Here is a 19,345-nt window from a genome sequence, read left to right on the forward strand (position 1 = left end):
CGGGTCTCCCCGCCTTTTTCTATTCGATGCTGCTGCCGCCGTTAATCTTGAACACGATATTCATGGTCATGTCTTTGCCCGGCTTATTGGCTTCATAACGCCATTTCTTCATCGCCTGCTTCACTTCACGCTCAAACATATTGCGCGGCTCAGCCGACAGAATGCGAATGTTACCCACCTCACCAGAACTGTCTACGTCGAACTGCACACGCACCCGGCCTTCCATCCGCAGTGCAAAGGCACGTGCGGGATAGGCAGGCTTGCCAACGCTCAGGGCCTTAGGTCCGGTAGAAACCGCTGTGGATGGCGCTGGCGACGTTTTCGGCGCGGTTGAAGGCTTAGGCGCCACCGCCGTCTTCTCGTTGTTGAACGGCGAAGCCTGACGCGGTTCAGTGTGCGGCTTAACCTCTTTCTTCGGTTTTACCACTTCCTTCTTCACCGGTTTAGGCTTGGGCTTCGGCACCGGTTTAGGGATTGGCACCGGCTCAGGCTTCGGCGGTTCTGGTGCAGGTTCAGGCACCGGTTCTGGCTCGGGCTCTGCGACTGGCTCGGGCGCAGGTTGCGGTGCAGGCTGAGGTTCCGGCTGCACTTCAGGTGCGACCAGGGAGACGCTAATCGGCTGAGACGCTTTGGGCACTTCAACAACCTGGTGAAAAGAAGCATAAAGGATCCCCCCAATCACCGCGGCATGCAGTCCTAATGAGAACAGCGTCGGCAGTGAAATACGGCGGGGTAAAGAATGTTCTGCAAGCGTCGTCATAATATTTCTGCTGTTAGTGTTGAAGCGCAATTGTAAATGCAAATAGCAATCAGTTTCAACAACCTCTCGGCTTAACCGCGGCGATTTAACAAGAAAAACGCCCTGAGCTGCGCCTAATCAAGCCAGAGTGCGCTTTAGTTTGCAGATTGGTTAACGATCACTTAACGTGAGTGCCGACGATATTGACCTGACAGGAGTTGTAAACGTGCTCTATGTAATTTACGCGGAAGACAATGCTGATTCTCTCGAGAAGCGTACCGCTGTACGCCCTGCTCACCTTGCGCGTCTGCAACTATTGCAGGATGAAGGTCGGCTGATTGTGGCTGGCCCAATGCCAGTGGTGGACAGTAACGAGCCAGGCAAAGCGGGCTTTAGCGGCTCAACGGTTATTGCTGAGTTCCCGTCACTGGAAGAGGCGCAGTCCTGGGCGCAGGATGACCCTTATATCGCCGCAGGCGTGTATAAGCAGGTTGCGGTGAAGCCTTTCAAACGCGTGTTCTGATTACGCGGATAAATCAGGATATTCAATCGGTTGTGATGATTGAATAGAGCCAGAAAATCCAATCGGTACACATCTAAGTACCCACCGTTTTTCTGGCTCATCATTTCATATTCACGTTTATATCGTCAGCCGGCGCATCAGTAACGGGCAATGAAAGGGCGGATAATTGACCTATGAATAGGGCTGCGGTGGGTTAGCGGGTTCGATGGCATATTGGGGAGAGCAGACGGAATGGGCGCTCTTGCCGGGGGCTAAACGTGGTGGAGCCGCATTTGCATTTCTACGGTTTCAACAACCTGGTGCCTTCAGTCATTCACCCTCTCCACTTGTCGGAGTTGCGTATGAAGTTTGTCCTGGCCACTGAGGGGCATTAAACGCCGGCTAAAAATGCCCGCACGCATAATATTGCTCCCTTCCGTTGTTAGAAGTCCTGACTCACACTTCACGTACCAGGCGGGAGCGACCTCACCACTGATATCGCTTTTACTTGGGCCTAAAAAATTGATCAGTTCGACAATTTTACCTATGTTTTCTGAAACATTGGCGGAAATGATCATCGCCAACCCTCCGGGCTGCATCTTACTCATCAAACTCTCCACATCCCCAGGAACTTCTGTTTCGAAAAAATGCCGCAGCCATTATACGGGCCATTTTGATGATGAGAATAGGTATCATTACTTACATAATTAATGCCTGTGATCATGCCCTGATCCCTATCGGTTTTTCCCCTCTCTTGCTTACGTTCGGCTCTTATTGCGTAAAACGAATCAAGCTCTTTATGGGAGGTGGCGTAATTAACGTGGAGGGGTTATCACAGATGTAAAAATAAAAATGACATCGCAGAGCTGATTTGAGGGTTCTGCTCAGCGATGGTCGGCACGCATTATCTGTTCTGCATTATGAGACAGGCAATAAAGAGTAACTCACTGTCATTATGGATTTGCAGAAGATGCAGAGCGCGCCGTGGGGATTCTTGCTGGTGACATTGTGCATGGAGAAACGAAACTGGCTGCCGCAACATGATGGGCATTGGTATTTTAACTTAGAGATAGAAACCTACTTTTTTTGCTTAAGAGACAACACCCTAACATCAAAACACGTTCTCGTCACCCCTTGTCACCGAGTTGAAGCCGACAAACGCCTATTTAATGACGCGCCTGGTGTTTGCCGGGTACATTACCTGGAAAGCGATCGTCCCGGCAAATTATTTCAAGGGATCTGGGTAATGAAAAGAATAGACCGGCGTTGTTGCTGGCTCACCTGGTGGCGGATGAGATGCATCCGGCCATATCTGCGGGATTGCCCTTCCAGCCAGCGTGCTCTGCGCCGCTGAATCTGCCGTGACATGCGCCAGCGTGCAACTTCATTTCTACTCCGTCTCATCTTGCCCTCTTCGCTTGAAAAACTCGCGCCGCATTATAGACCTTTCTTAATGCCCGCCAGGTCCGATGACTTTAAAAAGGAAAAGGTTTCGCCTGCTGTCATCAACACGTAAACTCCCTCTATTCAAGCGTGAACAGGACTTCCACTTACATGACGACATTTTATTCAGTACTCAGCTGGCTGCTGGTATTTGGCTACTGGCTGCTGATCGCCGGGGTTACGCTACGTATCCTGATGAAGCGCCGCGCCGTACCGTCTGCCATGGCCTGGCTACTGATTATTTATATTCTGCCGCTTGTAGGGATCATCGCCTATCTGTCGTTCGGTGAGCTGCATCTGGGTAAACGCCGCGCCGAGCGCGCCCGCACCATGTGGCCGTCAACCGCCCGGTGGCTGAATGATTTAAAGTCCTGTCACCACATCTTCTCGCATGAAAACAGCGATGTGGCACGTTCCCTGTTCCAGCTGTGTGAAAATCGTCAGGGCATTGCCGGCGTGAAAGGCAATCAGCTGCAGCTGCTCACGTCTACCGATGAAACGCTTAAGGCGTTAGTGCGTGATATCCAGTTGGCACGCCATAATATCGAGATGGTGTTCTATATCTGGCAGCCTGGCGGCCTGGCCGATGAAGTTGCAGAATGCCTGATGGCCGCAGCGCGTCGTGGCGTGCATTGCCGACTGATGCTGGATTCAGCCGGTAGCGTGCAGTTCTTCCGTAGCCCGTGGGCGGCAATGATGCGCAATGCCGGTGTGGATGTGGTGGAGTCACTTAAGGTCAGCCTGTGGCGCGTGTTTTTACGCCGCATGGATCTGCGTCAGCACCGCAAAATCGTGCTAATTGATAATTACATCGCGTATACCGGCAGTATGAACCTGGTCGATCCGCGTTACTTTAAGCAGGATGCCGGCGTAGGTCAGTGGTTCGATTTGATGGCCCGTATGGAAGGCCCCGTTGCCACCGCCATGGGCATCATCTACTCCTGTGACTGGGAGATTGAGACCGGTAAACGCATTTTGCCGCCACCGCCCGACGGCAACATCATGCCGTTTGAAGAGGAAAGCGGTCATACCATCCAGGTGATCGCTTCCGGGCCCGGCTTCCCGGAAGACCTGATCCATCAGGCGTTGCTTACCGCGGTGTATGCCGCCCGTGAGCAGCTGATTATGACCACGCCCTACTTTGTGCCCAGCGATGATTTACTGCATGCCATCTGCACCGCCGCGCTGCGCGGCGTCGACGTCAGCATTATTGTGCCGCGCCATAACGATTCAATGCTGGTTGGCTGGGCGAGCCGGGCCTTTTTTGCCGAGCTGCTGGCCGCCGGCGTGAAGATTTACCAGTTTGAAGACGGTCTGCTGCATACCAAGAGCGTGCTGGTCGATGGTCAGCTCAGTCTGGTGGGCACGGTGAATCTCGATATGCGCAGCCTGTGGCTGAATTTTGAAATCACTATGGTGATTGACGATGATGGTTTTGGTGGCGATCTGGCCCGCGTACAGGACGATTATATCGCCCGATCGCGGCTGGTTGATGGCCAGCGTTGGTCAAGACGTGCCTACTGGCAGCGTATTGTTGAACGACTGTTTTACTTCTTTAGTCCGTTGCTGTAAAACGAGCGGAATTGCACAGCGCCCGCAGGGGCATTATGGGAAATGTTATGGATTTAAATAACCGCCTTACCGAAGATGAAACCCTTGAACAGGCCTACGATATTTTCCTGGAGCTGGCGGGGGATAATCTTGATCCAGCCGATATCATTTTGTTCAATCTTCAGTTTGAGGAGCGCGGCGGCGCCGAACTCTTCGATCCTTCAGAAGACTGGTCTGAGCATGTGGATTATGATCTGAACCCGGACTTCTTCTGTGAAGTGGTGATTGGTCTGGGCGATGCTGATGGCGAGCCGATCAATGATGTCTTTGCCCGCGTGCTGCTGTGCCGTGAGAAAGACAACAAGCTGTGCCATATCCTGTGGCGTGAATAATTTTTTCAGCGCAGACAGTTAAAAGGCCGGGCAAATTGCCCGGCCTTTTTCGTTTGGCTTATAGCGGATCGACCTTCAGACAGGACACCGCATGATGGAAGCTTCCCTCCAGCAACGGACGGGTTATCGCGCATTCCGGTCCGGCAATCGGGCAGCGCGTTCTGAATACGCAGCCTGACGGCGGATTGATTGGCGAAGGCAGTTCCCCTTCCAGCAGCTGAATCACCTTGTTTTTTTCCAGGTCCGGATCGGGGATCGGCACGGCTGACATCAAGGCTCTGGTGTAAGGATGCTGTGGATTCTGATACACCTCTTTATAGGTACCCAGCTCCACCGCATGGCCCAGATACATCACCAGAACGCGGTCGGAAATATGCTTAACCACCGCCAGGTCATGCGCGATGAAGATCAGTGACAGGCCCATTTCACGCTGCAGTTTCTGCAACAGATTGACCACCTGCGCCTGAATCGATACGTCCAGCGCAGAAACCGGTTCATCACAGATGATCAGTTTTGGCTCGAGGATCAACGCACGGGCAATACCGATTCGCTGACACTGGCCGCCGGAGAATTCATGGGGATAACGGTTGATCAGGTTTGGCAGCAGGCCCACCTTCATCATCATCGTTTTTACCCGCTCCTTCACTTCCTGGCGCGGCATTTTAGGATGGTAGGTGCGCAATGGCTCAGCGATGATATCGCCAATGTTCATACGTGGATTCAGTGAAGCCAGCGGATCCTGGAAAATCATCTGGATATCGCTGCGCGCTCTGCGCCACTCTTCTTCACTCTGCCCCAGCAGATCGCGACCCAGCCAGGCAACGCGCCCTTCGGTAGCCTTGACCAGTCCGATGATGGCGCGAGCCAGCGTCGACTTGCCGCAACCTGATTCACCAACCACGCCTAACGTCTCACCTTCGTACAGGCGCAGGCTGACACCATCTACGGCTTTCAGGGTTTTTGACGGCTGCCAGAACCACTGCTTACCGTCTTTGATATCAAAATGGACTTTGAGATCGGCAATTTCTAACAGAACTTTCTTTTCGGCTACCGCGCTCATACCAGCTCCTCCACGGGTTTAAAGCAGGCACGCAGGCGTCCTTCACCAAATGGCTCCAGCGGCGGCGCGGTGGAACAGATTTCCATCGCATGTTGGCAACGAGGCTGGAACGGACAGCCTTTTGGTAAACGCAGCAGGTTTGGTGGATTACCGGAGATGGTCACTAACGAGTCACCTTCCTCTGCATCCAGACGGGGCACCGCATTCAGTAAACCAATCGAGTAAGGATGCGTTGGCTGATAGAACACGTCACGCGCAGTGCCATATTCCATCGTTCTTCCGGCATACATTACCAGCACGCGGTCACAGATCCCGGCGACGACGCCCAGATCGTGGGTGATCATAATGATGGCGGTATTGAATTCGCGCTTCAGATCGTTCAGCAGCGTCATGATCTGCGCCTGCACCGTCACATCCAGCGCGGTGGTCGGCTCATCTGCAATCAGCAGCTTCGGCTTGCACAGCAGCGCCATGGCAATCATTACGCGCTGGCGCATGCCGCCGGAGAATTCATGTGGATACATTTTCATTCGCTTGCGCGCTTCCGGCATTTTCACCGCATCCAGCATACGCACTGACTCTTCGAAGGCCTGAGCACTGTTCATGCCCTTGTGCAGCTTCAGCACTTCCATCAGCTGTTCACCGACCTTCATATACGGGTTCAGTGAGGTCATCGGGTCCTGGAAGATCATCGCAATCTGCTCGGCACGCAGTCTGTTCAGCTTATTCTCTGGCAGATTGAGGATTTCATTGCCATTAAACAGCGCAGAGCCGCCAATACGGCCGTTGTTCGCCAACAGCCCCATCAGGGCAAAGGCCGTCTGGGATTTTCCGGAACCGGACTCACCCACGATGCCAAGGGTTTCACCGGCACGCAGATTGAAGTTCAAATCGTTCACGGCAGTGACATCACCGTCTGGCGTACCAAAGGTGACGCGCAGATCTTTTACGTCCAGCAGAAGGTCGGTTCCCGCTTTTTTTGCCATTGCTGGCTGCATTTCAATTACGCTCATCGGGAAACTCCTTAACGATCTTTCGGGTCGAGGGCATCACGCAGGCCATCGCCGATAAAGTTGAAACAGAACAGCGTCACCACCAGGAAACCGGCCGGGAACATCAGCAGCCATGGCGAGACTTCCATGGAGTTCGCCCCGTCGCTCAGCAGCGCGCCCCAGCTACTTAGCGGCTCCTGGGTGCCCAATCCAAGGAAGCTCAGGAAGGACTCAAACAGGATCATGCTTGGCACCAGCAGCGAGGCGTACACCACCACCACACCCAGTACGTTCGGCACGATGTGACGCAGTACGATGCTGAAGGTGGAGACACCGCCAACGTGGGCAGCTTCGATAAACTCTTTGCGCTTCAGGCTCAGGGTTTGGCCGCGCACAATACGCGCCATATCCAGCCAGGAAACCAGGCCGATAGCGACGAAAATCAGCAGAATATTGCGGCCGAAGAAGGTCACCAACAGGATCACGAAGAACATGAACGGGAAGGAGTTAAGGATTTCCAGCAGGCGCATCATCACCGAGTCGGTTTTGCCGCCCAGATAGCCTGCCAGCGAGCCGTACAGCGTGCCGACCAGCACGGCCACCAGCGCGGAGGCAATCCCCACCATCAGCGAGATACGTCCGCCAATCGCCACACGCACCAGCAGATCGCGGCCCGATGAATCGGTGCCGAAGTAGTGTTTTGACACCATATCCGGCGCAGCTGACATCATGCCCCAGTCGGTATCGTCATAGGTAAAGGACGACAACATCGGCGCAAAGATGACAAACAGGGCAATCAACAGCAGCACGACCAGGCTGGCTAAGGCGGCACGGTTGTGGATAAAGCGTCGACGCGCATCCTGCCACAGGCTACGGCCTTCTATTTCCAGCTTTTCGCTGAAGGCTTCGAGAGCTTCGCTCTTTTTCTTACTCAACATCATGGCGAGCTCCGCGATTAATAACGAATTTTCGGATCGATAACGGCATACAGCACGTCAACAATCGCATTGAACAGAATGGTCAGCACACCAACCAGAATGGTCAGGCTCAGCACCAGCGAGTAGTCGCGGTTTAATGCGCCATTCACAAACAGCTGACCGATACCCGGCAGACCATAAATGGTTTCGATCACCATCGAACCGGTGATGATCCCGACAAAGGCCGGGCCGAGGTATGAGAGCACCGGCAGCATGGCGGGTTTCAGCGCATGGCGCAGCACGATGCGGCGCATCGGTAACCCTTTGGCGCGTGCCGTACGGATAAAGTTAGAGTGCAAAACCTCAATCATTGAGCCGCGGGTAATACGCGCGATGCTGGCGATATAGGCCAGTGACAGAGCGACCATCGGCAGGATCATATATTTGACCTCGCCACCGTTCCAGCCACCGCCCGGCAGCCATTTCAACGCTATCGCAAAGATCAGAACCAGCAACGGCGCAACCACGAAGCTGGGTATCACCACGCCGGTCATTGCCACCCCCATCACCACAAAGTCCCACTTGGTGTTCTGCTTTAATGCGGCGATGACGCCAGCAGCTACCCCGAGGATCACCGCGAGAAGAAATGCAGCCAGTCCCAGTTTTGCGGAGACCGGGAACGCATGGCCGACAAGATAGTTAACCGAATAGTCTTTGTATTTGAACGAAGGACCGAAATCACCGTGGGCCAGCTGCACCAGATAGTTGGTGTACTGCTTCCAGATCGGATCGTTCAGATGGTATTTGGCTTCGATATTGGCCATCACCTCAGGCGACAGCGTGCGTTCACCGGTAAAAGGACTTCCCGGTGCTAAGCGCATCATAAAGAAGGAGATAGTAATCAGAATAAGTAACGTCGGAATCGCTTCCAGAAAACGACGAAAGATGAATTTTACCATTGCCCGTACCTGCTGGCTTGTGCCTCAGCACTGCTTAAAATATACACGCTGGGGGAAGGTCGCCCTTCCCCCAAATTGTTGCGATTAATGCTTGATGATATACAGATTTTTGTCGTACACGTTGTCCAGCGCATCTTTACCGGTGTAGCCACCGACGTAGGTTTTCACCAGACGGGCGTTCACGTAGTAGTAGACCGGAACGATTGCTGAGTCTTTATCAAGGATTTGCTCAGCTTTGGCGTACAGGTCGCTACGGCTTTTCTCATCACTGGCTTTCGCAGAATCGGCCATCACTTTATCGAATGCCGCTGACTTATAGTGAGCCGTGTTGGAGCTGCTGTCAGAGATCATGGTGTTCAGGAACGAGCTAGGTTCGTTGTAGTCCGCACACCATGCGGCACGGGAAACGTCAAAGTTGCCCTGGTGACGCGTATCCAGGAAGGTTTTCCACTCCTGGTTGTTCAGCTTGATGTTCACGCCGAGGTTTTTCTTCCAGATCGACGAGGCGGCAATCGCCAGCTTTTTGTGCAGATCGGAAGTGTTATACAGCAGCTCGAAGGTCAGTGGCTTGTCGGCAGTGTAGCCCGCTTCCGCCAGCAGTTTTTTCGCTTCGGCATTACGTTTGTCCTGAGACCAGCTGAACCACTCTGGTTTGGTCAGGTTGGCACCGTCGGTGGCTGGCGGCGTGTAGCTGTAGGCCGGCAGCTGACCCTGTGCCAGCACCTTGTTAACCATGATGTCACGGTCCAGGCCCAGCTTCAGCGCTTCACGAACGCGTGGGTCGGTGAATGGTGCTTTCTGGTTGTTGATTTCGTAGTAGTAAGTACACAGGTACGGATCAACATGCAGCTCTTTCGGGTTATCGCGCTGCAGTTTTTTGAACAGCTCGATTGGCATGTTGTTGTAGGTCATGTCGCTGCCATCGTTACTGAAGTAGCGGTTAACGTCGCTGACTTCAGACGAAATTGGCAGGAAAGTCACTTTATCCAGTTTGGTGTTGGCGTTGTCCCAGTAGTCCGGGTTACGCACGACCACAATACGTTCGTTGATCACGTGCGCCTGTAATTTGAACGCGCCGTTACCGACCCAGTTTTCCGGCTGAGTCCACTTCTCACCGAATTTGTCCACGGCTGGTTTGTAAACCGGAGACATGGATGGGTGGATCAGTAATTTGAAGAAGTAAGGAACCGCTTCGCTCAGCGTCACCTGTAAGGTGTTGGCATCCAGCGCCTTCACGCCCAGTGTGTCAGGGCTTTTCTTGCCGGCGATGATGTCATCGATGTTTTCAAGATGACCGTATTGCAGGTAACTGGCATAGGGCGACGCGGTTTTAGGATCGGCCAGGCGTTGCCAGCTATAAACGAAGTCCTGCGCGGTTACAGGCTCACCGTTGGACCATTTGGCATTCTTACGCAGATGGAACGTCCAGACTTTGCCGTCTTTGTTTTCCCAGCTTTCTGCCACGCCAGGGATTGGATGCCCCTGAGTATCACTGATCACCAGACCTTCGAGCAGGTCACGGCTGACGTTGGATTCAGGCACACCTTCAATTTTGTGTGGGTCAAGGGACTGAACTTCATCGCCATTGCCCTTTACCAGCTCCTGTTTTGCCGCTAAATCGACGCCCGCAGGCACCGTAGCAGCCATAGCCAGATTGCCTGCCAGCGCAGTCATAATGCCAAGAGCAATCAGGCTTTTTTTCGTGATGTTGGTCATGAGTTACCTACTCCAGTTTTTATCATTGCTAATGTGGTCTGAATAATCATCAGCTACCCCCGTTATCGGGTTATTTGCCTGGCGAACCGGAACGTGGATCCGCCTGGTGATGGTGCTTTACCCTGCCTGTTTCTTTCTTTGCGATCGGTCGAAAACGTTCGCCCAATCTCAATGCTTAACGATGTAAAAATACTTCACGTCGGTCAGATCCTGAGGATCTTTGCCGGTAAACCCGCCAACCCAGGGTTTTACCAAGCGTGCGCTGACGCGATAATAAACCGGCACGATAGCCGAATCACGATCGAGCTGCTGTTCAGCCTGCTGATAAACGGCCGGACGCTCACGATCAGAAACGGTCAGTGATTTCGCGATCAGCGCATCGAATTTGTCGCTTTTATAAAACGCCGTATTGCTGGAAGAGTTGCTTAACATGGCGTTGAGGAAAGTCGAGGGCTCGTTGTAATCCGAACACCAGGTTGCACGCGCCACGTCGAAATTCCCCTGATGACGGGTATCGAGCATGGTTTTCCATTCCTGGTTATCCAGCGAGACTTTGGCCCCCAGGTTTTTACTCCACATTGATGCAGCGGCAATGGCCTGCTTTTTATTCACATCAGAGGTGTTGTAGAGCAGGCTGAAGGTCAGTGGTTTCGCGCTGCTGTAACCGGCTTCCGCCAGCAGTTTTTTGGCCTGCTCGTTACGCTGCTGCTGAGTCAGCTTCATCCAGTCTGGCTGGGTTAATTCGGCACCATCAATAAACGGCGGCGTGAAGCCACCGGCCGGGATCTGTCCCTGGCCCATAATTTTGTCGGTGATGATGCTGCGGTCGAGCGTCAACTTCACCGCGGTACGTACCCGGGGATCGTTAAACGGCGCGCGTTTGTTGTTCAGCTCATAATAGAAGGTGCAAAGCAGCGGGCTGATGCGCACCTGCGTGCCCAGCGTTTTCTTCAGCGTTGGGAATAAATCCGGCGGTAAAGCGCTGTTGGTCATGTCGATTTCACCGCTACGGTAGCGGTTAACGTCGCCGGACTCTGACGCGATCGGCAGGAAGGTGGCGGTTTCAATCACCGATTTGGCATTGTTCCAATACAGCGGGTTGCGCTTGACCACGATCTTCTCGTTAATCACCCACTCACCTAGCGTATAAGCGCCGTTACCAACATAGTGCCCCGGCAGTGTCCACTGCTCGCCCCACTGCTCTATCGCCTTGCGATAGACCGGCTTCAGCGAGGTATGCGCGGTTAGGGCGATAAAATAAGGAACGGGTTCGCTCAGGGTCACCTGAAGGTGGCGGTCGTCCAGCGCCTTCACGCCCAGCTCACTGGCCGGCTTCTTCCCCGCCAGAATGTCATCGATATTTTCAATGTGGGCATATTGCAGGTAGCTGGCATAAGGCGAAGCCGTTTTTGGATCGACCAGACGCTGCCAGCTGTAGACAAAATCAGCGGCGGTGACAGGCTCACCATTGCTCCACTTTGCGTCGGCACGCAGGGTGAACGTCCAGACTTTCCCCTGCTCGCTTTGCCAGCTTTCCGCCACGCCCGGAACCACATGCCCGTTGTTGTCAGTGGTTGTCAGACCTTCCAGCAGGTTCAGAATGATGTTGCTTTCCGGCACACCCTCAACTTTTTGCGGATCCAGTGAAGACACTTCCGTGCCGTTGTTTATCACCATGGACTGCTGTGCGGCCAGGTTAATGCCTGCGGGTACTGAAGCGGCCATTGCGCTGCCGGTACCGATAGTCAAACTCAAGATAACGGCCTGACTCAGATGCTGACGGGAAAACGGAATGCATTTCATTAAGCGTTGATAACCTGTGTTCGTGGATCGGCAGCCAAATCGGAAAAAGTGGTAGTCAATTGCACATCCGATGCCAGTTTTAAACAAAGCATTCGAAAACTATCAGAACGCTGATTTTTACGCCAAAGCAAAATGACAAAAATGTTACCTAATTCTCTTTTATCACAACTAATTAATATGATGAAATGTTATTTAACAAGTGAAATTAACACACAACCTAATGATAAATAGATAGTTAAGTGCATTAACGCCTATAAAACACCCACTTTGACTGGTGTCATAGTGCAAAATTTAATCTAATTTCTTAACTTTGCGCTGTTTTCAGCTTTAGATATTACATTAATGGTTTTTTGCAGGATATAAATCTGGTAATGCGCAACTGACACGGCGATATACAGTGTTAAAAAAGTAACAATTCATCAATAAGCATTGCTGGGTGAGGGAGTTGCAGACGTTTGCAGTAATTACATTAATAACCGCAACGGCAAGTTAAGCGAAATGAATAATTGCACTAACACAGTGCTTAAAAAGGCTCATTTGCACTGATTTGGTGCTTCATTTTGTTGCAGCCAAAAAAAAAGCGCAGATTATGCGCTTTTCAGGGGGTTTTTCAGTGTGGGTTTATTTACGTGACTAATCCCGGGAATAAAGCCCGCAATCCGGTGACCACAAACTCAATACCTAATGCCATCAGCAACAGGCCCATAATACGGGTGATGACGTTTATACCCGTCTGACCCAGCACTCTGACCATCAGAGGGGCAGCCCTGAATAACAGCCAGCAGCAGAACGCAAACAGCGCAATTGCCACGCTGAATCCCAACAGGTTTTGCCAGCTGTGATAACGGGTACTCCAGACGATGGTTGAGCTGATCGCACCCGGCCCAGCCATTAAAGGTAACGCCAGCGGAACCACGCCAATACTTTCTCTGATTGCAGACTCTGATTTTTCTTGTTTGTTCTGCTTATCTTCGCCCAGTTTCCCGCTGATCATAGACATCGCAATCGTCACCACCAGGATCCCGCCGGCAATACGGAAGGAATCGATAGAGATGCCAAAGATATGCAGGATGCCATCACCGAGAAACAGCGAGGTCCAGAGGATAATCGCCACCGATACGTTGGCGGTCAGATTGGTTTTATTACGGGCAGCTGCAACCTGATAACTGGTCATGCTGATAAACACCGGAATGATCCCCACCGGATTCACCAGAGCAAACAGCCCAACAAAAAATTTGATATAGCCGGAAAGGTCTAAAAGTGCCGGATTCACGTGATGCTCCTGAAAGGGCCAATTTACTGGCGGCTAATGTACGGGAAAACCCCTGGGTTTGCCATGGCATTACTTCGAATTTTCATCTGGATTAACGCGCATTTATCAGTGCTTTTCACTGTCTTTCAGGCTGCATAAGGTTCTTAAGATCTGCCGCGCAAAACGTAACGACACTTATTCAAACCCCATCCTCGCAAAGGCGATAATTGTTGCTGCTGAAAGGTGTCAGCTTGGGGTAAAGATGATCTAAATCAAAATTGGCTTACCTCTAAGTGAGTAAGCTTTGAATCACCAAATGGAGTGGTAAGTCGATGCCCTGGTCGTGGTGAGTAAAGTCAGGTGCAGACTCTTTCAGTAAACCTGTAGAACTTTTTAGCAGGAATTCAAGTTAGTCACAGCGAGATCACAACACATTAACAACGCATGACTATACTTCCTGATTCTGACTTGTTTACTAATAGAGTTTAACTTCCATCAGGAGATGCATTATGGCCGTTACTAATGTTGCTGAACTTAACGCACTTGTTGAACGTGTTAAAAAAGCACAGCGCGAATACGCCAACTTCACTCAAGAGCAGGTCGACAAAATTTTCCGTGCCGCAGCGTTAGCTGCAGCAGATGCACGCATTCCACTGGCCAAAATGGCCGTTGCGGAATCCGGTATGGGGATCGTTGAAGACAAAGTTATCAAAAACCACTTCGCTTCCGAATACATCTATAACGCTTACAAAGACGAAAAAACCTGCGGTATTCTCGGTACTGATGAGACCTTCGGCACCATCACTATCGCTGAACCTATCGGCCTGATCTGCGGTATCGTGCCAACGACTAACCCAACTTCTACCGCCATCTTCAAAGCGCTGATCAGCCTCAAAACCCGTAACGGCATTATCTTCTCACCACATCCAAGAGCGAAAGACGCGACCAATAAAGCGGCCGATATTGTGCTGCAGGCTGCTATCGCCGCCGGTGCGCCAAAAGATATCATCGGCTGGATCGATGCCCCGTCTGTTGAGCTGTCAAACCAGCTGATGCACCACCCAGAGATAAACCTGATCCTTGCGACCGGTGGTCCAGGCATGGTTAAAGCGGCCTACAGCTCCGGTAAACCAGCAATTGGTGTGGGTGCAGGTAATACCCCGGTAGTTATCGATGAAACGGCAGATATCAAGCGTGCTGTGGCATCTATCCTGATGTCCAAAACCTTCGATAACGGCGTAATCTGTGCGTCTGAGCAGTCCGTCATCGTGGTCGACTCCGCTTATGACGCGGTTCGCGAGCGTTTCGCCAGCCACGGCGGCTACATGCTGCAGGGCAGCGATTTAAAAGCTGTGCAGGATATCATCCTGAAAAACGGTGGGCTGAATGCCGCTATCGTGGGCCAGCCAGCGGTGAAAATTGCCGAGATGGCCGGCATCAACGTGCCTCCAAGCACCAAGATTCTGATTGGCGAAGTGCAGCTGGTTGATGAATCCGAGCCCTTCGCCCATGAAAAACTCTCTCCTACCCTTGCCATGTACCGTGCGAAAGATTTCCACGATGCGGTTAGCAAAGCGGAAAAACTGGTCGCTATGGGCGGTATCGGTCACACCTCTTGTCTGTACACCGACCAGGATAACGAGCGTGAGCGTGTTAACTACTTCGGCGACAAAATGAAGACCGCACGTATCCTGATTAACACCCCGGCTTCACAGGGTGGTATCGGTGACCTGTACAACTTTAAACTGGCGCCGTCTCTGACGCTGGGCTGTGGTTCCTGGGGTGGTAACTCCATTTCTGAAAACGTCGGACCTAAACATCTGATCAACAAGAAAACCGTGGCTAAGCGAGCAGAGAATATGTTGTGGCATAAACTTCCTAAGTCTATCTACTTCCGTCGCGGCTCATTGCCTATCGCTCTTGAAGAAGTGGCGACCGATGGAGCAAAACGCGCCTTTATCGTCACTGACCGCTATCTGTTCAACAACGGTTACGCCGATCAGGTGGTGTCAGTGCTGAAATCTCACGGCATTGAAACTGAAGTGTTCTTCGAAGTAGAAGCTGACCCAACGCTGAGCATTGTGCGTAAAGGGGCTGAGCAGATGAACTCCTTCAAACCTGATGTGATTATCGCCCTGGGCGGCGGTTCACCGATGGACGCCGCGAAAATCATGTGGGTGATGTACGAACATCCGGAAACCCACTTTGAAGAACTGGCGCTGCGCTTTATGGATATCCGTAAACGCATCTACAAATTCCCGAAAATGGGCGTGAAAGCAAAAATGATTGCTATCACTACCACCTCCGGTACCGGTTCAGAAGTGACACCATTTGCGGTAGTGACCGACGATGCAACTGGCCAGAAATATCCGCTGGCTGACTATGCCCTGACCCCGGACATGGCGATTGTCGATGCCAACCTGGTGATGAACATGCCTAAGTCACTCTGTGCCTTCGGCGGTCTGGATGCGGTTACCCACTCTCTGGAAGCCTATGTGTCTGTGCTGGCCAATGAGTACTCTGATGGTCAGGCGCTGCAAGCGCTGAAACTGTTGCAGGAAAACCTGCCGGCCAGTTACAACGAAGGCGCGAAAAACCCGGTAGCCCGTGAGCGTGTGCACAATGCTGCCACCATCGCCGGTATCGCGTTTGCCAACGCCTTCCTTGGGGTTTGCCACTCAATGGCCCACAAACTGGGTTCAGAGTTCCATATTCCACACGGTCTGGCTAACGCCCTGCTGATTTGTAACGTTATCCGCTATAACGCTAACGATAACCCAACCAAACAGACAGCATTCAGTCAGTACGATCGTCCGCAGGCTCGTCGTCGTTATGCCGAAGTGGCTGACCATCTGCGTCTGAGCGCACCTGGTGACCGTACGGCGCAGAAAATTGAGAAACTGCTGGCCTGGCTGGAAGAGATGAAAGCGCAACTGGGTATCCCTAAATCAATCCGCGAGGCTGGCGTACAGGAAGCTGATTTCCTGGCGAAAGTCGATAAGCTGGCTGAAGATGCCTTCGATGACCAGTGTACCGGTGCTAACCCACGCTATCCGCTGATTGCTGAGCTAAAACAAATCATGCTGGATACTTTCTACGGCGTTGAGTACCAGGAAGTGTTTGCCAACATCGCCGAAGCGATTGAAGCCCAACCGGTCGCGGTTAAGCAAGTCGAAAAGAAAGTGAAAAAGTAAAAGTTGCTTAAAAAAAACCCGCCAACCGGCGGGTTTTTTATTGGCGCAATTCGTAAGAAAAACTAATCAACCTTTGAAATAACATGCAGGCTTAGTTTTCTCATAAACTACCTGGATGACGGTCTTTATTTAATCCCGTTCTTACCATGTACTGCCTGTAAACATCCCTGCTCTATCGCTGCTTTGTAATGCTTTCTACAGACGGACACGTAACGCTCATTGCCACCAATGACAACCTGTTCACCTTCTTTAAAAGGTGCGCCATTTTGATCTAACCTTAATACCATTCCCGCTTTTCTTCCGCAGTGACAAACGGTTTTTAATTCAACCAGCTTATCTGACCAGGCTAATAAGTACTGGCTACCGGTAAATAATTCACCGCGAAAATCTGTACGCAATCCATAACAGAGTACAGGTATATCCAGATTATCTACTACATCAGATAAGGCTTTTACCTGTTCACGGGTAAGAAACTGGCTTTCATCGACTAACACACAGTGAACCGGTTCCAGCAGATGCTGAGCGCTAATCTCATCAAAAAGTGCCGACTCGTTATTATACAATTTCGCGGGTGAAGACAGGCCTATTCTCGAACTCACCTTGCCCGAACCGAATCGGTTGTCAATCTCGGCGGTGTAGACGATAGTCCGCATCCCCCGCTCCTGGTAGTTATAAGACGACTGCAACAGGGCGGTAGATTTGCCGGCGTTCATCGCGGAATAGTAGAAATACAGCTGAGCCATTTGCGCTCGCTCCCTTAGGAATGTTTCGAAGAATGCTCAGAATTGTACCACAGGGTACTACGGTCGAAAGGGCTTTAATCATCACGCAACGGTGACGCGACGGGCGTGAGAAAATGTACAACCTGCTGACAATGTTGTTGAAATATCCCTTCTTTTTCCAGATTTAGTTTTTCCAGTCTTTGTCACTTTTAGGCATTAAACGAATAAAAAGGCTAAATCGACTCTGCTAATATTCGCGGAATTTCCTGAAAGATATTGCTGTAAACCTGAAAAAATGTCCGCGGTTTACCTGGCTGATTTTATTATACAAGGCGTGAACGCCCGTCGGGCTTTGTCTTACATCTGATAGCGATTACAAAGCAGGCATTATTTTTAGCAGCCAGCCTTTTATGCGGATTAATTACAACAGGGGCAGTTGGCGGATTTTCCTTATTCTGAAATCCTTACAAAATTAACTATTGCAGTTCGTATTTACGCACTCTATTATTATCGGGCAGAACAATTCTCCCACCTTTATAATTTTTGAGATTCATATAATGAGCGAAGCACTTAAAATTTTGAACAACATTCGTACCCTGCGTGCTCAAGCCAGAGAATGTACCCTGGAAACGCTGGAAGAGATGCTGGAAAAACTGGAAGTTGTTGTTAATGAGCGCCGCGAAGAAGAAAGCCATGCTCAGGCTGAAAACCAGGAACGCACACGCAAGCTGCAGCAGTATCGCGAAATGCTGATTGCTGATGGCATCGATCCTAACGAATTGCTGTCCACCCTGGCCGCTGTTAAAGCACCAGGCAAAGCAAAACGCGCTGCCCGTCCGGCCAAATACAAATATACTGATGAAAATGGCGAAGCGAAAACCTGGACAGGTCAGGGTCGTACTCCAGCCGTGATCAAAAAAGCTATCGAAGAACAAGGTAAGCAGCTGGACGATTTCCTGCTGTAATCGTGACTTCAAGTGCTTCTGAGAAACCCATCCTTGCGATGGGTTTTTTATTACCCATTTTCAAGCCATCACTTTTCCCAAAGCAAAAAAAAAAGGAGCCTCAGCCCCTTTATCCTACGCTGCCGATCGTTCAGACCTTATAGAAAGAACGATACCAACTGACAAAGTTAGCAATCCCTTCTTCGACACCGGTTTGAGGTTTAAAGCCAATGGCATTAAACAGCGCACGAGTATCAGCGCTGGTTTCCAGCACGTCACCCGGTTGCATTGGCAGCATGTTCTTCTTCGCACTGATGCCTAACGCCTTCTCCAGCGCCTCTATATACGCCATCAGCGTGACAGGGTTGCTGTTACCAATATTGTATACGCAATACGGCGCTGAGCTGCTTGCAGGGCTCCCCTGCTCAACGGTCCAGTCTGGGTTCGCTTGCGGGATCACATCCTGCAGGCGAACAATCGCTTCGGCGATATCATCAATGTAGGTGAAGTCGCGGCGCATCTGGCCATTGTTGTAGACATCAATTTGTTCTCCGGCCAGCATGGCGCGGGTGAACTTAAATAAAGCCATGTCCGGCCTTCCCCATGGGCCATATACGGTGAAGAACCGCAGCCCGGTGGTTGGAATACCGTACAGGTGAGAATAGGTGTGGGACATTAATTCGTTGGCCTTCTTGGTTGCCGCATACAGCGACACAGGATGGTCAACGGAGTCATCGGTAGAGAATGGCATCTTATTGTTCAGCCCATAAACGGAACTGGATGAGGCATACAATAAGTGGCCAATGTGATTATGTCGGCACCCTTCAAGAATATTCAGGTGACCAATCAGATTCGCATCTGCATAAGCTAAAGGATTATCGAGCGAATAACGTACACCAGCCTGAGCACCCAAATGAATAACACGCTCAAAAGCCTGGTCGCGGAACAGTTGGGCGATGCCCTCTCTGTCAGCAAGATCCAGCTTGATAAAGGTAAACTGCGCATGAGGCTCAAGAAGTTTGAGGCGGGCAAGTTTCAGGTTAACGTCATAATAGTCATTCAGGTTGTCGATACCGACAACCTGGTGACCGGCGGACAGCAGGCGCTCCGCTACGTGGAAGCCAATAAATCCTGCTGCGCCGGTTACCAGATATTTCAT

At 51.4% G+C, this 19,345-nt stretch carries 17 protein-coding genes; 5 read left to right on the forward strand and 12 right to left on the reverse strand.

Translation table 11 applies throughout. The features are described 5' to 3' along the window. Positions 1–19 precede the first annotated feature (19 nt). Complete coding sequence (tonB, locus tag E2F51_RS19115) at positions 20–760, reverse strand: TonB system transport protein TonB (RefSeq protein ID WP_134824265.1); 741 nt, start codon at positions 758–760, stop codon at positions 20–22. A 205-nt stretch (positions 761–965) separates the two neighbouring features. On the opposite strand from tonB, the gene E2F51_RS19120 reads away from it, so the two are divergent. Then, the gene (locus tag E2F51_RS19120) at positions 966–1,262 is read left to right on the forward strand and encodes a YciI family protein (RefSeq protein ID WP_013202408.1); all 297 of its coding nucleotides are present in this window, start codon (positions 966–968) and stop codon (positions 1,260–1,262) included. A gap of 305 nt (positions 1,263–1,567) precedes the next feature. On the opposite strand, the gene E2F51_RS19125 is transcribed toward E2F51_RS19120, so the two are convergent. Then, positions 1,568–1,849, reverse strand: coding sequence for a hypothetical protein (locus tag E2F51_RS19125; RefSeq protein WP_134824266.1), 282 nt, complete (start codon positions 1,847–1,849; stop codon positions 1,568–1,570). A gap of 622 nt (positions 1,850–2,471) precedes the next feature. Continuing rightward, positions 2,472–2,645 (reverse strand): YciY family protein, encoded by a 174-nt coding sequence (locus E2F51_RS19135; protein ID WP_134824267.1) that lies wholly within the window; start codon positions 2,643–2,645, stop codon positions 2,472–2,474. Between the two features lie 150 nt (positions 2,646–2,795). Between E2F51_RS19135 and cls the strand changes: the two genes are divergently transcribed. Both cls and E2F51_RS19145 read left to right on the forward strand, forming a co-directional pair. Beyond that, a complete protein-coding gene (cls, locus tag E2F51_RS19140; RefSeq protein WP_134824268.1) occupies positions 2,796–4,256 on the forward strand; it encodes a cardiolipin synthase in 1,461 nt (486 codons plus the stop codon). 47 nt (positions 4,257–4,303) lie between these two features. After that, entirely contained in the window at positions 4,304–4,627 is a 324-nt protein-coding gene (locus E2F51_RS19145) for an HI1450 family dsDNA-mimic protein (protein WP_041692021.1), read from the forward strand. 58 nt (positions 4,628–4,685) lie between these two features. Here the strand turns inward: E2F51_RS19145 and oppF are convergent, their stop codons facing one another. The 7 genes from oppF to E2F51_RS19180 all read right to left on the reverse strand — a co-directional run bounded on the left by oppF (position 4,686) and on the right by E2F51_RS19180 (position 13,347). Further along, on the reverse strand, positions 4,686–5,687 hold the full coding sequence (gene oppF / locus E2F51_RS19150; RefSeq protein ID WP_134824269.1) for a murein tripeptide/oligopeptide ABC transporter ATP binding protein OppF: 1,002 nt from the start codon (positions 5,685–5,687) through the stop codon (positions 4,686–4,688). Beyond that, positions 5,684–6,700: an ABC transporter ATP-binding protein gene (locus E2F51_RS19155; protein ID WP_013202413.1), complete on the reverse strand. Its 1,017-nt coding sequence runs from the start codon at positions 6,698–6,700 to the stop codon at positions 5,684–5,686. The genes oppF and E2F51_RS19155 overlap by 4 nt, the downstream gene beginning before the upstream one ends. A gap of 11 nt (positions 6,701–6,711) precedes the next feature. Then, positions 6,712–7,620, reverse strand: coding sequence for an oligopeptide ABC transporter permease OppC (oppC, locus tag E2F51_RS19160; protein ID WP_053142822.1), 909 nt, complete (start codon positions 7,618–7,620; stop codon positions 6,712–6,714). A gap of 14 nt (positions 7,621–7,634) precedes the next feature. Then, positions 7,635–8,555 carry an oligopeptide ABC transporter permease OppB gene (oppB, locus tag E2F51_RS19165; RefSeq protein ID WP_013202415.1) on the reverse strand — a complete coding sequence of 307 codons (921 nt, stop codon included), beginning with the start codon at positions 8,553–8,555 and terminating at the stop codon, positions 7,635–7,637. Between the two features lie 84 nt (positions 8,556–8,639). Continuing rightward, complete coding sequence (gene oppA, locus E2F51_RS19170) at positions 8,640–10,271, reverse strand: oligopeptide ABC transporter substrate-binding protein OppA (RefSeq protein ID WP_013202416.1); 1,632 nt, start codon at positions 10,269–10,271, stop codon at positions 8,640–8,642. 168 nt (positions 10,272–10,439) lie between these two features. Then, positions 10,440–11,996 (reverse strand): ABC transporter substrate-binding protein, encoded by a 1,557-nt coding sequence (locus E2F51_RS19175; protein ID WP_371732192.1) that lies wholly within the window; start codon positions 11,994–11,996, stop codon positions 10,440–10,442. A 703-nt stretch (positions 11,997–12,699) separates the two neighbouring features. Beyond that, positions 12,700–13,347, reverse strand: coding sequence for a YchE family NAAT transporter (locus E2F51_RS19180; RefSeq protein ID WP_013202418.1), 648 nt, complete (start codon positions 13,345–13,347; stop codon positions 12,700–12,702). 488 nt (positions 13,348–13,835) lie between these two features. On the opposite strand from E2F51_RS19180, the gene adhE reads away from it, so the two are divergent. Further along, the gene (gene adhE, locus E2F51_RS19185; RefSeq protein WP_134824271.1) at positions 13,836–16,520 is read left to right on the forward strand and encodes a bifunctional acetaldehyde-CoA/alcohol dehydrogenase; all 2,685 of its coding nucleotides are present in this window, start codon (positions 13,836–13,838) and stop codon (positions 16,518–16,520) included. 125 nt (positions 16,521–16,645) lie between these two features. Here adhE and tdk read toward each other — a convergent pair whose 3' ends face one another. Continuing rightward, positions 16,646–17,263 carry a thymidine kinase gene (gene tdk / locus E2F51_RS19190; protein WP_013202420.1) on the reverse strand — a complete coding sequence of 206 codons (618 nt, stop codon included), beginning with the start codon at positions 17,261–17,263 and terminating at the stop codon, positions 16,646–16,648. A gap of 536 nt (positions 17,264–17,799) precedes the next feature. Here tdk and hns point away from each other — a divergent pair. Beyond that, the gene (gene hns, locus E2F51_RS19195; RefSeq protein WP_013202421.1) at positions 17,800–18,207 is read left to right on the forward strand and encodes a histone-like nucleoid-structuring protein H-NS; all 408 of its coding nucleotides are present in this window, start codon (positions 17,800–17,802) and stop codon (positions 18,205–18,207) included. A 130-nt stretch (positions 18,208–18,337) separates the two neighbouring features. Here the strand turns inward: hns and E2F51_RS19200 are convergent, their stop codons facing one another. Next, entirely contained in the window at positions 18,338–19,345 is a 1,008-nt protein-coding gene (locus E2F51_RS19200; protein ID WP_134824272.1) for an NAD-dependent epimerase, read from the reverse strand.

This window comes from Erwinia sp. QL-Z3, assembly GCF_004551645.1.
In the GTDB taxonomy this organism is placed as follows: Bacteria; Pseudomonadota; Gammaproteobacteria; order Enterobacterales; family Enterobacteriaceae; genus Erwinia; species Erwinia billingiae.

Bases quoted from the DNA above. Each gene is read 5' to 3' on its own strand.
- tonB (WP_134824265.1), bottom strand. From the start codon at position 760: ATGACGACGCTTGCAGAACATTCTTTACCCCGCCGTATTTCACTGCCG.
- E2F51_RS19125 (WP_134824266.1), bottom strand. From the start codon at position 1,849: ATGAGTAAGATGCAGCCCGGAGGGTTGGCGATGATCATTTCCGCCAAT.
- E2F51_RS19135 (WP_134824267.1), bottom strand. From the start codon at position 2,645: ATGAGACGGAGTAGAAATGAAGTTGCACGCTGGCGCATGTCACGGCAG.
- cls (WP_134824268.1), top strand. From the start codon at position 2,796: ATGACGACATTTTATTCAGTACTCAGCTGGCTGCTGGTATTTGGCTAC.
- E2F51_RS19145 (WP_041692021.1), top strand. From the start codon at position 4,304: ATGGATTTAAATAACCGCCTTACCGAAGATGAAACCCTTGAACAGGCC.
- oppF (WP_134824269.1), bottom strand. From the start codon at position 5,687: ATGAGCGCGGTAGCCGAAAAGAAAGTTCTGTTAGAAATTGCCGATCTC.
- E2F51_RS19155 (WP_013202413.1), bottom strand. From the start codon at position 6,700: ATGAGCGTAATTGAAATGCAGCCAGCAATGGCAAAAAAAGCGGGAACC.
- oppC (WP_053142822.1), bottom strand. From the start codon at position 7,620: ATGATGTTGAGTAAGAAAAAGAGCGAAGCTCTCGAAGCCTTCAGCGAA.
- oppB (WP_013202415.1), bottom strand. From the start codon at position 8,555: ATGGTAAAATTCATCTTTCGTCGTTTTCTGGAAGCGATTCCGACGTTA.
- oppA (WP_013202416.1), bottom strand. From the start codon at position 10,271: ATGACCAACATCACGAAAAAAAGCCTGATTGCTCTTGGCATTATGACT.
- E2F51_RS19175 (WP_371732192.1), bottom strand. From the start codon at position 11,996: ATGGCCGCTTCAGTACCCGCAGGCATTAACCTGGCCGCACAGCAGTCC.
- adhE (WP_134824271.1), top strand. From the start codon at position 13,836: ATGGCCGTTACTAATGTTGCTGAACTTAACGCACTTGTTGAACGTGTT.
- tdk (WP_013202420.1), bottom strand. From the start codon at position 17,263: ATGGCTCAGCTGTATTTCTACTATTCCGCGATGAACGCCGGCAAATCT.
- hns (WP_013202421.1), top strand. From the start codon at position 17,800: ATGAGCGAAGCACTTAAAATTTTGAACAACATTCGTACCCTGCGTGCT.
- E2F51_RS19200 (WP_134824272.1), bottom strand. From the start codon at position 19,345: ATGAAATATCTGGTAACCGGCGCAGCAGGATTTATTGGCTTCCACGTA.